Origin of the sequence: Aeromonas sp. MdU4 (assembly GCF_041929505.1) — a bacterium.
Classification (GTDB): Bacteria; Pseudomonadota; Gammaproteobacteria; order Enterobacterales; family Aeromonadaceae; genus Aeromonas.
The window spans coordinates 59557-73564 of sequence record NZ_JBHFMW010000004.1 but is presented as its reverse complement, the minus strand read 5'-3'; the positions used below and the strand labels follow the sequence as shown (position 1 = coordinate 73564).

General features: G+C 52.8%; 12 protein-coding genes, 1 tRNA gene and 2 pseudogenes. 9 read left to right on the top strand and 6 right to left on the bottom strand.

The features are described 5' to 3' along the window. Nucleotides 1-62: 62 nt before the first annotated feature. Nucleotides 63-150: transfer RNA gene (locus ACE1BR_RS02765), tRNA-Ser, on the top strand. A 122-nt stretch (nt 151-272) separates the two neighbouring features. Here ACE1BR_RS02765 and ACE1BR_RS02760 read toward each other — a convergent pair. The 5 genes from ACE1BR_RS02760 to ynfF form a co-directional block, all read right to left on the bottom strand. After that, nucleotides 273-812 carry a 4Fe-4S dicluster domain-containing protein gene (locus ACE1BR_RS02760; protein WP_374867511.1) on the bottom strand — a complete coding sequence of 180 codons (540 nt, stop codon included), beginning with the start codon at nt 810-812 and terminating at the stop codon, nt 273-275. Between the two features lie 80 nt (nt 813-892). Next, a complete protein-coding gene (gene dmsD, locus ACE1BR_RS02755; RefSeq protein ID WP_374867412.1) occupies nt 893-1498 on the bottom strand; it encodes a Tat proofreading chaperone DmsD in 606 nt (201 codons plus the stop codon). A gap of 51 nt (nt 1499-1549) precedes the next feature. After that, nucleotides 1550-2410 (bottom strand): DmsC/YnfH family molybdoenzyme membrane anchor subunit, encoded by an 861-nt coding sequence (locus ACE1BR_RS02750; RefSeq protein WP_374867410.1) that lies wholly within the window; start codon nt 2408-2410, stop codon nt 1550-1552. A gap of 1 nt (nt 2411) precedes the next feature. Beyond that, complete coding sequence (locus ACE1BR_RS02745; protein WP_374867408.1) at nt 2412-3029, bottom strand: DMSO/selenate family reductase complex B subunit; 618 nt, start codon at nt 3027-3029, stop codon at nt 2412-2414. A gap of 10 nt (nt 3030-3039) precedes the next feature. Continuing rightward, nucleotides 3040-5478 carry a selenate/tellurate reductase subunit YnfF gene (gene ynfF / locus ACE1BR_RS02740; protein WP_374867406.1) on the bottom strand — a complete coding sequence of 813 codons (2439 nt, stop codon included), beginning with the start codon at nt 5476-5478 and terminating at the stop codon, nt 3040-3042. Between the two features lie 1027 nt (nt 5479-6505). Between ynfF and ACE1BR_RS02735 the strand changes: the two are divergent. Then, nucleotides 6506-6606: pseudogene (locus ACE1BR_RS02735) on the top strand (IS5/IS1182 family transposase); the annotation flags it as partial. Between the two features lie 80 nt (nt 6607-6686). Here ACE1BR_RS02735 and ACE1BR_RS02730 read toward each other — a convergent pair. Next, nucleotides 6687-6935, bottom strand: a pseudogene (locus tag ACE1BR_RS02730) (hypothetical protein); the annotation flags it as partial. A 132-nt stretch (nt 6936-7067) separates the two neighbouring features. On the opposite strand from ACE1BR_RS02730, the gene ACE1BR_RS02725 reads away from it, so the two are divergent. The 7 genes from ACE1BR_RS02725 (at nt 7068) to nuoF (ending at nt 13972) form a co-directional block, all read left to right on the top strand. Continuing rightward, on the top strand, nt 7068-7826 hold the full coding sequence (locus tag ACE1BR_RS02725; RefSeq protein WP_374867404.1) for a flagellar motor protein: 759 nt from the start codon (nt 7068-7070) through the stop codon (nt 7824-7826). Continuing rightward, nucleotides 7801-8679 carry a flagellar motor protein MotB gene (locus ACE1BR_RS02720; protein WP_374867509.1) on the top strand — a complete coding sequence of 293 codons (879 nt, stop codon included), beginning with the start codon at nt 7801-7803 and terminating at the stop codon, nt 8677-8679. Before ACE1BR_RS02725 ends, ACE1BR_RS02720 begins: the two co-directional genes overlap by 26 nt. Before the next feature lie 361 nt (nt 8680-9040). Then, a complete protein-coding gene (locus ACE1BR_RS02715; protein WP_374867402.1) occupies nt 9041-9445 on the top strand; it encodes an NADH-quinone oxidoreductase subunit A in 405 nt (134 codons plus the stop codon). Nucleotides 9446-9474: 29 nt separating this feature from the next. Further along, nucleotides 9475-10149 carry an NADH-quinone oxidoreductase subunit B family protein gene (locus tag ACE1BR_RS02710; protein ID WP_005344917.1) on the top strand — a complete coding sequence of 225 codons (675 nt, stop codon included), beginning with the start codon at nt 9475-9477 and terminating at the stop codon, nt 10147-10149. 2 nt (nt 10150-10151) lie between these two features. Further along, nucleotides 10152-11957 (top strand): NADH-quinone oxidoreductase subunit C/D, encoded by a 1806-nt coding sequence (gene nuoC, locus ACE1BR_RS02705; RefSeq protein ID WP_374867400.1) that lies wholly within the window; start codon nt 10152-10154, stop codon nt 11955-11957. A 90-nt stretch (nt 11958-12047) separates the two neighbouring features. After that, nucleotides 12048-12590, top strand: coding sequence for an NADH-quinone oxidoreductase subunit NuoE (nuoE, locus tag ACE1BR_RS02700; protein ID WP_374867398.1), 543 nt, complete (start codon nt 12048-12050; stop codon nt 12588-12590). Next, nucleotides 12587-13972 carry an NADH-quinone oxidoreductase subunit NuoF gene (gene nuoF / locus ACE1BR_RS02695; protein WP_374867396.1) on the top strand — a complete coding sequence of 462 codons (1386 nt, stop codon included), beginning with the start codon at nt 12587-12589 and terminating at the stop codon, nt 13970-13972. Before nuoE ends, nuoF begins: the two co-directional genes overlap by 4 nt. Nucleotides 13973-14008 lie beyond the last annotated feature (36 nt).

The following is a 14008-nucleotide window of genomic DNA, read 5'->3' as shown; positions in this document are numbered from 1 at the left end:
CCAGCGCAACAGCGCAGTGAACAACGTGTTGGCTGAACACGTTAAACCACAGACCAAAATTTGGTGAGGTGTCCGAGTGGCTGAAGGAGCACGCCTGGAAAGTGTGTATACGGCAACGTATCGAGGGTTCGAATCCCTCCCTCACCGCCAAATGATAAGCCCAAGCAATTGAATTGCTTGGGCTTTTTCTTTATGTGCGATTTTCGCTATGCCATCGGATGTTGGCTGACACGGAACTATCTCGTACCCCGTTGGACTATCTTGCTGATGTTTTACTGGTTGTCATCCGCTCGCTCATGCGCTTCATGGTGGAGATGACTCTCATAGCAAGGCCGCTCTGGTAATGTCTTTTCACCGACAGGGACCAATACGATATGCCCATGGACACAAGACAACTTGCATAGTCCACAGCCATTGCATAATTGGGCATCACACTTCAATTGGCGAACGCCGCTATCAGACTGCTGAAAGGTCAATGCCTGCTGTGAGCACTTGATGACGCATATACTGCAACTCTCTTGATGACCCAAACAACTATGACTGATCTGGGGGCGTAGCAAAGTATCACCGGTCATCTGGTTACATAGTGCGCCGGTATCACAAGCTGCTGTACATTTCAGGCAAAAATCGCACTCCGTGAACTCGATGCTCAAGGCTGCCTTGCCTTGCTCGATACTCACCAGCCCATAAGGGCAACAACGCTCACAGTTTCCGCAACCACTGCACAATGCATTAAATAACGCCTCGGGCAACGCCTGAGGCGGACGCGCGACTGCCGGTAATGGCGTAGCCAATGCGTTCTTCCTTTGCATCGGCTCGCCACGTTGCAGCCAGCCGGTCAAAAATCTACGCCGACTGTTGCCATGCATAGTGAGCGGCAGATCGCTTTTCATCAGAAATAGAGCTCCAAAGTTGGAACTGGCGCAGGAGAATCGGCCGCCCAGCCTGCTAACGTGATTTGCGCCAACAGTGCAACACCTTGATAGAAAGGATGTTCGGCATGTTGTTGCAAGAGCTCCAGATAACGAGGTACCCAAGGCAATAAATGCTGCGCAATCAGCTCCGATAGCACTTCAGCTTGCCGATCCTCTGCCAGCCAGGCCGCCATCATCAGCAAAATACCGATATGATCTTCCGGTTCATTCTGCTCCCGAAAAGCGTCAATACCATTCACTCGCAGCCACTGGCGTAGACGCAGTGTCGAATCACCAAACAACACACACTCTTTATCCAGGTAAACAGAACCCCACGGGGGAGCGGCCAAGGCATAAGGACCAACAAACAGGCATTGATAAGCGTCCTCCAGCATGTCCGGGAATCCACCGCTCAAGCCTTCGGCGATCAAGGCTGCTGCCTGTTCACCACCTTCATAAGGCCATTCAGCCAACCATTGAGGATCAGCCAGCGAGGCCAGCAACGGCTGGCACTCTTTGCTTTCTGGTTGGGCATATAGCAACACCCCCAGCACACGACCCGTTAAAGCGATTTTTTCAAACATAATAACCTGAGCTTCTCCAATGGGCGCAGCTCGCTGCGCCCAGATTAAACATCAGCCAGCGACAGCCATTCCTACCGTCATATGCAGACCGTAGAACACTCCACGACCAATCAACTCACCGGCAAAGACCAACACAAAACCCAGGGTCAATCCCATTACGCCACTGTTACCGTGACGTAGCTGAGACCCAATCCAGCAGCCCAGGCCGAGAACCAGCAAAACCAACCGACATACCATTAATTGACTGTATTTCGGGATCAGAGCAGAAGCCTGCTGCACCGAGCTGCTGATGGTAGCCAATTCACTACTTTGCAACAGGGCAGAACACACGCCCAGCAACAACGCCAGCACGCTGATCATAATCAGCTGCCTACGCGCAATAACTTCCTGACCTGCGGCACGCAGCAGCAGCACTCCCAACAGAGGACCACCAATAAATACCGACAAGAAAAAGTTCAGGGTAGTGTAACCATTATGCCAAGTCGGCACGGTATCAATCTGATACACACGAGTCATGGCATAGACAAATAGCAGACCCAGCACCATGATAATTACCAACCAGACCCGACCTAACCCCTGCGGCATTTTTTTGAGTACAGCCAATAGCCAATACAGGCCACCAACCGCAAAAAAAACAGAACCGCTGGCGATCTCGTTACTCAACGCCGAATCGCCGAAGCGATTTAGCGAATTGAATGCCCTGAACGGTGATCCCAAGTGCATGACAGAGGCGATAAATGCAATTCCCATCAATAACCATAGGAAAAACATAGATCCATGTACCGCTTTACTCTGGTGCTCGTTCAACTTACCGGCAATAAGCGCCAGACCCATGACAATAAAGCCGCCAACCACAAACTGTCCCAAAACGGTGAACACCATCAGCGGCCATTCATTCCATCCAGTTCCCATTTTAAACCTCCTTTGGATTAGCCAGATGGCCAGTGGTGTCACCACAGGGGCGGCTGTTGGCGTTAGGTTTCAGCACAATGGATGGCTTGGTAAAATGAGCTGGCGGCAAAGGCGCTACTTGAGCCAACGTGCCATGCTGTTTACGAAGTTCCTCGATCGGGCCAAAATCCAGCGCACGCAACGGACAAGACTCAACACAGATCGGTTTCTTGCCTTCCGCTACACGCTCATGACAGCCATCGCACTTGGTCATGTGTCCTTTGGCTTCGTTGTACTGCGGAGCTCCGTATGGGCACGCCATATGGCAGTACTTGCAACCGATGCAGACATCTTCGTTTACGACAACAAAACCATCTTCCCGTTTATGCATTGCACCACTCGGACAAACCTTGGTACAGGCAGGGTCTTCACAGTGGTTACAGGAGATCGACAGATAATAGGCAAACACGTTCTGGTGCCAACTATCACCGTCTTTCTGCCATTCGCCGCCAGCATATTCATAAATACGGCGAAAACTGACGTCCGGGGTCAGGTTTTTAAAGTCCTTGCACGCCAGCTCACAGGTTTTGCAGCCTGTGCAACGACTGGAATCAATGTAAAATCCATATTGCGTAGTCATCAGCTACTCCTTAAAGTTTGGCAATCTGCACCAGGTTGGTATGCTGTGGATTACCCTTGGCTAGCGGTGAAGGTCGCTGGCTTGTCAGGACATTTATACTGCCACCGTGATCGATTCTGTCGCCAAACATATTCGCTGATAACCAGGCGCCCTCGGCCATTGCAGTAACGCCGGGCATGATCCTCGGCGTAACTTTTGCGGATAATTGTGTTTCACCGCGCCCATTGAATACCCTGACACGTTCCCCATTATTAATACCACGCTCCTTGGCATCAATAGGGTTAATCCAGACCTCTTGCGGGCAAGCCTGTTGCAAGATATCGATATTTCCGTAACTGGAGTGCGTTCTGCCTTTATAGTGGTAGCCAAACAGCTGTAATGGGTATTGACTGCGGATCGGATCTTGCCACCCTTCAAAACCGGCAGCATATACTGGTAAAGGATGGATCACGTCCCCTGGAGACAATTCCCATGTTGAGGCAATCTCTGCCAACCGTTCAGAGTAGATCTCAATCTTGCCGGAAGGCGTCTGCAACGGATTAGCCAATGGGTCATCACGAAATGCCTTAAAAGCCACAATATGTTTTTCTGGGCATTTACGCTTATAAATACCAACAGTTTTCATCTCTTGATAAGTAGGCATATCCGGGTTGCGTTTACGGGTTTGCTCACACAAATATTCGATCCATTGTTCCTGGGTGCGACCTTCAGTGAACATAGCTTCTGAATCTTTACCAAGCCGCTTGGCCACTTCTGACAAGATTTCGTAAATAGGGCGACGTTCAAATTTGCGGGAGGTAGCAGGTTGACCAAGGATCACATAAGCCATATTACCAGCTGACTCGTGTGGAATCAGATCCTCCTGTTCGGTGGGCATCAAATCTGGCAACAAAATATCGCAATATTTGGCGGATGCAGTCATAAAATGCTCAATACCTACAATCATTTCACACTTGCTGTCATCCTGTAAGATCTGGTGAGTTCGGTTAATATCACTATGTTGATTGATCAAGGTATTACTGGCATGACACCAGATAAATTTGATCGGGACATCTAATTTTTCTTTACCTTGGACACCGTCTCGTTTGGCGGTCATTGCTGTGCCACGGATTATGGCGTCTGTCCAAGTGAATACTGAAATCTTGGTGTTTACCGGGTTAGTGAGCATGTCGAACTTCTCGACTCCAAGATCAAACGAGCCTTCTCGGCTGCCGGTATTGCCACCACTAATACCCACGTTACCCGTCAGGATGGGTAGCATTGCGATAGCACGAACAGTCTGCTCACCATTGGCATGGCGTTGTGGCCCCCATCCCTGGCAAATATATGCTGGTTTGGTCATGCCAATTTCACGGGCCAACTTGATAATCGTGCTCGCAGGAATGGCTGTTATACGCTCTGCCCATTCGGGAGTTTTCGCTACACCATCCTCGCCCTGACCAAGAATATAAGCTTTGTAGTGACCATTTTTAGGTGCAGACTCAGGCAACGTTTTTTCATCGTAACCTACACAATATTTATCCAGGAACGGCTGATCCACCATGTTCTCGGTGATCAATACGTGGGAAATACCTGCAACCAAGGCAGCATCGGTACCGGGGCGAATAGGGATCCACTGATCTTCACGGCCAGCAGCGGTATCGGTATAACGTGGGTCAATCACAATCATCTTGGCATTAGATATCGCCCTGGCTTGTTCCAGATAATAAGTTACACCACCACCACTCATACGGGTTTCAGCAGGGTTATTACCAAACAATACGACCAGTTTGGTATTGGCAATATCATCTGGGCTGTTACTATCATGAGCGCCATACACATAAGGCATCGCTGCAGCGATCTGTGCAGCGCTATAGCTTCCATAAAAACTAAGGAAGCCACCACATGAATTCATCAGCCGATAAGGGATATGGGAGTTAGTGATATTGCCACCAGCGACCCCAGTACCGTACAATACATGAACTGCCTCATTGCCATACGTATCCAACGTGTGCTTTAGCTTGCCACTAATTGTGTCCAGAGCTTCATCCCAACTGATGCGTTTGAATTTACCCTCACCACGCAGTCCAACTCGCTTCATTGGATACTTAAGACGGTCTGGATGATTCATTCTGCGACGAATAGAACGCCCACGCAGACAAGCTCTGACCTGATGGTTACCATACTCATCATTGCCCGTGTTGTCGGTTTCAACCCAATAGACTTCATCATCACGCACATGCAACCGCAGCGCGCAGCGACTACCGCAGTTCACGGTACAAGAGCTCCAGACCACTTTGTCTTCCGGAACCTTGGCACTTTGTACAGCCTCAGCCGCAGCTGTTTTACGGAAAGGTAACACCAGCCCCGAGGTAGCCGCGAGCAAACAGCCCATGGCCGAACCAACTTTAAGTAGATGACGGCGAGTAATGCTGTGATGGAACAAGCCTTTGTCTTGGGTATCACTCATATTTGTTTTATCCTTTTTCTGGCCTGATTCAAAGATCTGGCCATTAGTCGTATACCAAAATCTTAAATATCGAATTACTCTCAGCTTCGCCTGCTGACAGATTCGTATCAGAAAACGTCAATGACTCGCATTCACGATAAATGGAATGATGTTTAGTGCATTTGATATTACTAGTTGAGATTCCGTATCTAATTTTGGTCGCCAGCTGGCGATCGCAATCCCAAGGCTAGAAATAAGAAGATTATGAAGACGCCAATATAACCAAACGGCTCGGCTAACCAACAGTAGTTCACCAAACTGAGTCCCCCTATTAACAGAAGAAGGTGGCTATCGTGTTTTTATCAACTTTTTAGGTTAAGGTGTCATCCCGTTCAGTCTGCATAACCTGCAAAAACAAACATTTTGGAACGAGTCACCTGGCGAACGAACGCCATGAGGTCAAACCACATTATCCAGGAGCTATGGCACCCACTGCATGAGCACAAGGGCCGCCAGACTTAGTCCTCTCGCAACTAGTTCAATTCTCTATCATTACATGCATCCGTAGATCCGCAGTTAAAACGGAACGCTGTATCCGTAGCGGCATAATCATGCGAGAAATAAGCTCTGGAACCAGTTCGGTCAGGGGCAACAAGCTCCGCTCGCGGGCCCTGTCGATCATCGATACGAGCAAAAAGCACAGCCTGTTAGCCTGATGCAGCTCACTTTAACAGCACAGGTATTCGCAAGAGATGTCTCCCATCGTAAGCGCTAAACAGACATGATTTGAGGCACAGAATCGTCACTTATCTCGAACGGCTGGCAATATGAGTCAGCAGCTGGCTCTGGATGGCCGCAATCAAGCCGGAGAAACATTATCAATCAAACCACCAACCGCACGATGGTTATAACAAACTGCGGCATCAGAGAGGCTAGCTTAGTGATAAGTCGATGGTCAGATTACAATAAGTAGAACAATAAATATCAAAAATCAGACAGCTGATGACTGCCTGATTATTCATGTGACCACCATCACATAGTGGGGAAGGCGCGTAGCCAACTCGACACTCCGACCAGACCATCGGTACCTCCCTGATGCTCAAGGGGATTTTCAGCCTCACTCTTCGGGTAACTCAGGGCCTAATCAATTGTTTCACTTAATGAATGTTGATGCTGGAAGCATGCGCGGGAGTTTGTAACTCTAGACTACGGGCTGCAGAGCATGTGGGATGGCTCGCAGTGAGCCTGCCACCGAGCAGTGCAATGCGGTAGCCACTTGGGATGTGGGTGAGCGATGTTCCTATACCCCTCCCGTGAATGAGGAAAGTCACGGCTTGCCCACCGATGTCAATATCCATGTGCTGGCCCTTGAGCTCGAAGGTGGTGAGCTCACCGGTTTGTGGATGTTTGCCCGGCCCCCAGATGGTGATGTTTTTCGCTCGGTTAACAAGACGTTTGCTGACAGCTTGCCTTGCTATTGACCTCAGTCGCAGGACAGTCGCTTATCCGAACACAGCTCTTATTTATTGCTCACAGATTGGATATCATTTTGAAAAACTGATACTTAAGTAGCTACACTAGCCATTATCAACATTCAGGGATGTGTAAAAATGAGCTTAATTGGCTTAGCTCTGGCATTGATCGCCATTCTGGGCGGCAACATGATCGAGGGTGGTCACCCCAGTGCGCTGCTCGATTTGCCAGCTTTCCTCATCGTTATCGGCGGTACTATCGGGGCCGCGCTGACTCAGTTCCCCTTCTCCGTCGTTGGCAGCACACTCAAACGTTTCAAGTGGTTGTTGGCTCCGCTCAAGCTCGACATGCTGGAGCAGGCCCAGTTGCTGGAGACTCTGGCAGGTAATGCCCGTCGCAGCGGTATGCTGGCCCTCGAAGGCATGATCGAAGAGATCAAGGATCCCTTTTTGAAAAAAGGGGTACAGATGATGGTCGATGGTTATGAGAAGACCAAGATCCACGAGGTACTGGAAAACGAGATCGAGTTTGAGCAGGAGGATCTCGAGCAGACTGTCAAATTCTATGAGGCCATGGGTGGATACTGCCCAACCATGGGGATCGTAGGGGCGGTATTTGGTCTGATCCACGCTATGGGTCTGCTGGATGCGCCAGACAAGCTCGGTGGTGCCATCGCGGTGGCCTTTATCGCGACCATCTACGGGGTATCTGCCGCCAACCTGCTTTTTTTGCCCTTTGGCAACCGTTACAAAGCCTTCGCCCATCAAATTCGCCACTACAAGGAGATGACCCTGACCGGCATTCTCTGCATAGTTGATGGTGAATCACAGGCCCGACTGCAAGTTACCCTTGAACCTTATCTGGGAGGTCATGGTGGCCAAAAAGAAAAAGGCTGAAGCCCCGGAGAACCACGAACGCTGGCTGGTCTCCTATGCCGACTTCATGACGCTGTTATTTGCCTTGTTCGTGGTGCTCTACTCCTTTGCGATGGCCAAACAGTCCGAAACCCGGGTCCTGATCCAGGGTTTTATCGAGTCACTGGGTAAAATCGGCCTGGTTTCCCCTCCTGCTGGCTCACCGGTCATGCAAGGGGGGACGGGTATTCTCGAGCCAGAGTCAAAAACGACCCCCAGCAGCTCCAAAAAAGAGACGGTACTGGAAAAAGATGCCCCAATGGCTGCCTCGGATCCCTTCAACGAGACCATAGGTGCATCAGAGAAACCAAGTGCCACCGAGTCATGGCCTCACAAAAGCAAGGAGCAGGAGTGGGTGCAAGTGACCAAGCAGAAGCTGGAGCAGCAACTCAAGGCTCAAATCGAATCCAAAGATCTGGAAGTCGAGCAGCTTGGCAGTCAGCTGGTGATCCGCATCGGCGAAAAGGCACTGTTCCCTTCTGATTCGGCTTTCCTGCAGCCCCAGTTCATCCCGCTGGTCAACAAGATCTCTGGCATTCTGGCCGACATCCCTGGAACGGTAGTGGTCACAGGTCATACTGATGATTCTCAGGCACCGGTAGAGCTCTATCGCAACAACTGGGAGCTCTCGGTCTTAAGAGCCTCATCTATCGTCCAAACCCTGCTTGGCAACCCCAAACTGGATGCCAAACGTGTTATCGCACAGGGCGTTGCAGATACCCAGCCACGCTATGCCAACGACAACGCCGAGCATCGCCAGGCCAACCGTCGAGTCGAAATAACCCTATCTCAGGGTAAAGCAGCCGAACAATCGCTCCCCGTGCTCCAACCCTGATCGGTTCCCTGTTCTTTCATCACCGTCCTGACTTCATGCAGGGCGGTGAGTTTCAAACCCATTTCAAACACACATAGGCCGTATATAAAATCACTTGCAACGGCTATGTCTTGCTAAAGCAAAGCTCACACCAATCGAATAACAATCAGCCATTGGTTGAATTTCACACACACCATCAGCCCTGACCTGCACTCGTTACATACACTTCTATCAATAAAATTGAGCCCCGTAACAAAATTTAATTTCTGTTTAACCGATTAATAAATAATCCACAAAAATCACATGTAAATCAGTACGAAAGTGTCATAATGCGTGACAACATTGTTACATTGCGTGATTAATTCGGTTAGGGAAAACCTCTATGTTTGCTGATATTGATGTTCAACATTGGGCGTTTGCTATCTATGTCATCGCAGCCATCTGCATCTGTCTAGGGATGATTGGTCTTGCCGCTGTGCTCGGTGGACGGGCCTACGGTCGAACCAAAAACAGACCCTTCGAATCCGGTATCGATTCTGTTGGCAGTGCCCGCCTGCGTTTTTCCGCCAAGTTCTATCTGGTCGCCATGTTCTTCGTCATCTTCGACGTCGAGGCGCTCTACCTGTTTGCCTGGTCTGTCTCCGTGCGGGAGAGCGGCTGGGTCGGCTTTATTGAAGCCACCATTTTCATCGGACTGCTGCTTATCGGCCTGATCTACCTCTGGCGCATCGGTGCGCTGGATTGGTCACCACGCAAACCGCAGCTGAACAACAAAAACAGTGATTGAACCACAGACCCTTTCCTTGAGGTTGCACCATGAAGTACACCCTGACCCGGATTGACCCGGATGCGCCCGTTGAGCGCTACCCCCAGGAACAGCGCCAGACCGTTGATGATCCGCTGGCGCAAGAAGCGACGCGCGGCATCATGATGGGACGTCTCGAGGAAGTGTTGCAAGACACCGTCAACTGGGGCCGTAAAAACTCCCTCTGGCCATATAACTTCGGTATCTCCTGCTGCTACGTAGAGATGTGTACCGCCTTCACCTCCCCCCACGATGTGGCCCGCTTTGGCGCCGAAGTTATCCGCGCCTCACCGCGTCAGGCCGATTTCATGGTGATTGCAGGGACACCTTTCATCAAGATGGCACCGGTCATCCAGCGCCTGTATGAACAACTGCTCGAGCCCAAGTGGGTGATCTCCATGGGTGCCTGTGCCAACTCCGGCGGCATGTATGACATCTACTCGGTGGTTCAGGGCGTGGACAAGTTTCTGCCGGTCGATGTCTACATTCCGGGTTGCCCGCCCCGTCCCGAAGCCTTTCTGCAAGCCCTGATGCTGCTACAAGACTCCATCGGCAAAGAACGCCGCCCCCTCTCCTGGGTGGTAGGCGATCAGGGGATCTACCGTCCCCAGATGCAGGCCGAAAAAGAGCGCAAGCGCGGCGAGCGAATTAACGTGACCAACCTGCGCACGCCGGATGAGATCTGACCATGAAACTGACTCGTGATTTTCCCAGCAATTACGCCATGGCCCAATGGCAACCCAGCGACCATCAGGATGCCAAAGTCATTGGCGAATTGTTTGCTCACTTCGGGGCCGAGCACTTCACCGTGCAAAGCACCCGTACCGGCGTACCGGTGGTCTGGCTTCCCCGCGAGCTGCTGCAGGATGTGATGGGCTTTTTGCGCAAGCTCCCCTCCCCGTTTGTGATGCTTTTCGATTTAAGTGCCACAGATGAACGACTGCGCACCCACCGCGAAGGCCTGCCACAAAGCGACTTCACCGTCTTCTACCACCTCATATCCATCGACCGTAACGCCGATGTGATGTTGAAGGTGCCGCTTGCCGAAAACGATCTTCACCTGCCTACCGTCACCGGTCACTTCCCCAATGCCAACTGGTACGAGCGGGAAGTGTGGGATCTGATGGGTATCACCTTCGATGGCCACCCCCATCTGACCCGCATCATGATGCCCAGAAGCTGGCAGGGTCACCCATTGCGCAAGGATTACCCGGCACGGGCCACAGAATTTGATCCCTTTATGCTCGATGCCGCCAAACAGGACATGGAGCAGGAGAACCTGCTGTTCAAACCGGAAGAGTGGGGACTGGCCCGCGGTAACGAGAACGAGGACTACATGTTCCTGAACCTCGGCCCCAACCACCCCTCTGCCCACGGTGCCTTCCGGCTGGTGTTGCAACTGGACGGGGAAGAGATCCGCAACTGCGTACCCGACATCGGCTATCACCATCGCGGTGCCGAGAAGATGGGCGAGCGCCAGTCTTGGCACAGCTACATTCCCTATACCGACCGGGTCGAGTATCTGGGCGGGGTGATGAACAACCTGCCCTACGTGCTGGCGGTCGAGAAGTTGGCTGGCATCAAGGTACCGCAGCGGGTCGACATGATCCGGGTGATGATGGCGGAGCTGTTCCGCATCCAGAGCCACCTGCTGTTCCTCGGTACCTATATCCAGGATGTGGGGGCCATGACGCCGGTCTTCTTCACCTTCACCGACCGCCAGAAGATCTACACCATCATCGAAGCGATCACCGGTGCCCGTATGCACCCGGCCTGGTTCCGCATCGGTGGTGTTGCCCACGACTTACCGACAGGATGGCAACGGCTGGTACAGGACAACCTGCTGAGCTGGCTGCCCAAGCGATTGATGGATTACGAAAAAGCGGCGATGCGCAACAGCATTCTGCGCGGTCGTACTATCGGGGTCTCAGCCTATACCACCGAGCAGGCGTTGTCTTGGGGCACCACAGGGGCCGGATTACGGGCCACCGGCCTCAACTTCGACGTACGCAAATGGCGCCCTTATTCGGGCTATGATCAGTTCGACTTCGAAGTACCGGTCGGCAGCAATGGCGATGCCTACGATCGCGCCACGGTGCGCATTGAAGAGATCCGTCAGAGCCTGTCCATCATCGAACAGTGCATGAAAAACATGCCGGAAGGACCGTTCAAAGCGGATCACCCGCTCACCACGCCACCGCCCAAAGATCGCACTCTGCAAGACATCGAAACCCTGATCACCCACTTCCTGCAAGTATCTTGGGGACCAGTGATGCCAGCCGCCGAGTCGTTCCAGATGATCGAAGCGACCAAGGGTGTCAACAGCTACTACCTGACCAGCGATGGCTCCACCATGAGCTATCGGACCCGGATCCGCACGCCTAGCTTTGCCCACCTGCAACAGATCCCCTCGGTGATCAAGGGCAGCATGGTGTCGGACCTTATTGTCTATCTGGGCAGTATCGATTTTGTTATGTCGGATGTGGACCGTTAAGTAACCGCAGGTGTTCGCCCGATGCGGACATCCACGGATTACGAGACAACAGGACTCGCAGTAAAAGGACAAGCCACAAAAGGTCAAGTCATGAGCCAGCAATGTCAGTGTCACAATAATCAGACCCCCAAGGGGCAAGGTGCTTGCAGCAGCAAACGGGACGACTTTGTCCTGAGTCAGGCTGAACGCGATGCCATCGAACATGAGAAACATCATTACGAAGATCCCCGCGCCGCCAGTATTGAAGCGCTCAAGATCGTGCAACAAGCCCGTGGCTGGGTACCCGATGGTGCCATTCATGCCATCGCTGCCGAATTGGGTATCCCTGCCAGTGATGTTGAGGGTGTCGCCACCTTCTATAGCCAGATCTTCCGTCAACCGGTCGGTCGCCACGTCATTCGGGTTTGCGACAGCATGGTCTGCTACATCAACGGCCACGAAGAGTTGCTGGCTGGTCTCAAAGAGGTAATGAACCTCGCTCCTGGCCAGACAACACCTGATGGGCGTTTCACTTTGCTGCCGGTCTGCTGCCTGGGCAACTGCGACAAGGGGCCAGCCATCATGATCGATGACGACACCTATGGCGGACTCGACCCCGTCTCCTTGCTGAAAACCCTGGAGGCTTACCCATGAGCCTGCAACAGAGCAAGATCCTCACCTCCTTTGGCACCGCCAACCACACCCCGCGTGCGACTGAAACCCATCCGCTCACCTGGCGGCTGCGTGACGACGGCCAGCCGGTCTGGCTGGAGGAGTATCAGGCCAAGCAGGGTTATGACGCGGTGCGCAAGGCCCTAGGCCAGATGAGCCCGGAAGAGATCGTCAGCACCGTCAAGGAAGCGGGTCTCAAGGGACGTGGTGGCGCAGGTTTCCCCACCGGGGTGAAATGGGGATTGATGCCCAAAGACGAGAGCATGAACATCCGCTACCTGCTCTGCAACGCCGACGAAATGGAGCCCAACACCTGGAAAGATCGGCTGCTGATGGAGCAACTGCCCCACCTGCTGATCGAGGGGATGATCATCTCGGCCCGAGCGCTCAAAGCCTATCGTGGCTATATCTTCCTGCGTGGCGAGTATGTGGATGCCGCCATCAACCTGCGTCGTGCGGTAGAAGAGGCAAAAGCTGCGGGTCTGCTTGGCAAGAACATTCTGGGCTCGGGTTTTGATTTCGAGCTGTTTGTCCACACCGGCGCCGGTCGCTACATCTGCGGTGAAGAGACCGCACTCATCAACTCGCTGGAAGGGCGCCGCGCCAACCCGCGCGCCAAGCCCCCCTTCCCCGCCGTTTCCGGCGTGTGGGGTAAACCCACCTGCGTCAACAACGTCGAGACCCTCTGCAACGTGCCCGCCATTATCGGCAACGGGGTTGCCTGGTATCAGGGGCTGGCCCTGCCCGGCTCGGAAGATCACGGCACCAAACTGATGGGCTTCTCCGGCAAGGTCAATAATCCGGGGGTATGGGAGCTGCCTTTTGGCATCACCGCCCGCGAGTTGTTTGAAGAATACGCGGGAGGCATGAAGAGCGGCTATCGCCTCAAGGCGTGGCAACCAGGCGGGGCCGGTACCGGCTTTTTGCTGCCGGAACACCTGGATGCCCAGATGTATACCGCTGGCATCGGCAAGGTAGGCACCCGGATGGGAACAGGCCTCGCCATGGCGGTGGATGACACCATCAGCATGGTCTCCTTACTGCGCAACATGGAAGAGTTCTTCGCCCGCGAGTCATGTGGCTGGTGTACTCCCTGTCGCGACGGCCTGCCCTGGAGCGTCAAGCTGCTACGTGCACTTGAACGTGGTGAGGGGCAATCCGGCGATCTGGCAACGCTGGAGCAGCTCTGCAATTTCCTGGGCCCTGGCAAAACCTTCTGCGCCCATGCGCCGGGAGCTGTCGAACCCCTTGCCAGCGCGATCAAATATTTCCGCTCTGAATTCGAGGCCGGGATCAAGGGCGCGGGTGACAACCACAAGCCATTTAAAGGGATCCAACCCAATCTACTGGGCGAACGCTGGTAACAAAACCACCGATTTCACAAAACAGGTTTCAGGGAA

What these genes read in the sequence shown, in the direction of transcription:
- ACE1BR_RS02720 (WP_374867509.1), top strand. Translation starts at nt 7,801, where the DNA reads ATGGTGGCCAAAAAGAAAAAGGCTGAAGCCCCGGAGAACCACGAACGC.
- ACE1BR_RS02715 (WP_374867402.1), top strand. Translation starts at nt 9,041, where the DNA reads ATGTTTGCTGATATTGATGTTCAACATTGGGCGTTTGCTATCTATGTC.
- nuoC (WP_374867400.1), top strand. Translation starts at nt 10,152, where the DNA reads ATGAAACTGACTCGTGATTTTCCCAGCAATTACGCCATGGCCCAATGG.
- ACE1BR_RS02725 (WP_374867404.1), top strand. Translation starts at nt 7,068, where the DNA reads ATGAGCTTAATTGGCTTAGCTCTGGCATTGATCGCCATTCTGGGCGGC.
- nuoF (WP_374867396.1), top strand. Translation starts at nt 12,587, where the DNA reads ATGAGCCTGCAACAGAGCAAGATCCTCACCTCCTTTGGCACCGCCAAC.
- ACE1BR_RS02745 (WP_374867408.1), bottom strand. Translation starts at nt 3,029, where the DNA reads ATGACTACGCAATATGGATTTTACATTGATTCCAGTCGTTGCACAGGC.
- ACE1BR_RS02710 (WP_005344917.1), top strand. Translation starts at nt 9,475, where the DNA reads ATGAAGTACACCCTGACCCGGATTGACCCGGATGCGCCCGTTGAGCGC.
- nuoE (WP_374867398.1), top strand. Translation starts at nt 12,048, where the DNA reads ATGAGCCAGCAATGTCAGTGTCACAATAATCAGACCCCCAAGGGGCAA.
- ACE1BR_RS02750 (WP_374867410.1), bottom strand. Translation starts at nt 2,410, where the DNA reads ATGGGAACTGGATGGAATGAATGGCCGCTGATGGTGTTCACCGTTTTG.
- ynfF (WP_374867406.1), bottom strand. Translation starts at nt 5,478, where the DNA reads ATGAGTGATACCCAAGACAAAGGCTTGTTCCATCACAGCATTACTCGC.
- ACE1BR_RS02760 (WP_374867511.1), bottom strand. Translation starts at nt 812, where the DNA reads ATGCAAAGGAAGAACGCATTGGCTACGCCATTACCGGCAGTCGCGCGT.
- dmsD (WP_374867412.1), bottom strand. Translation starts at nt 1,498, where the DNA reads ATGTTTGAAAAAATCGCTTTAACGGGTCGTGTGCTGGGGGTGTTGCTA.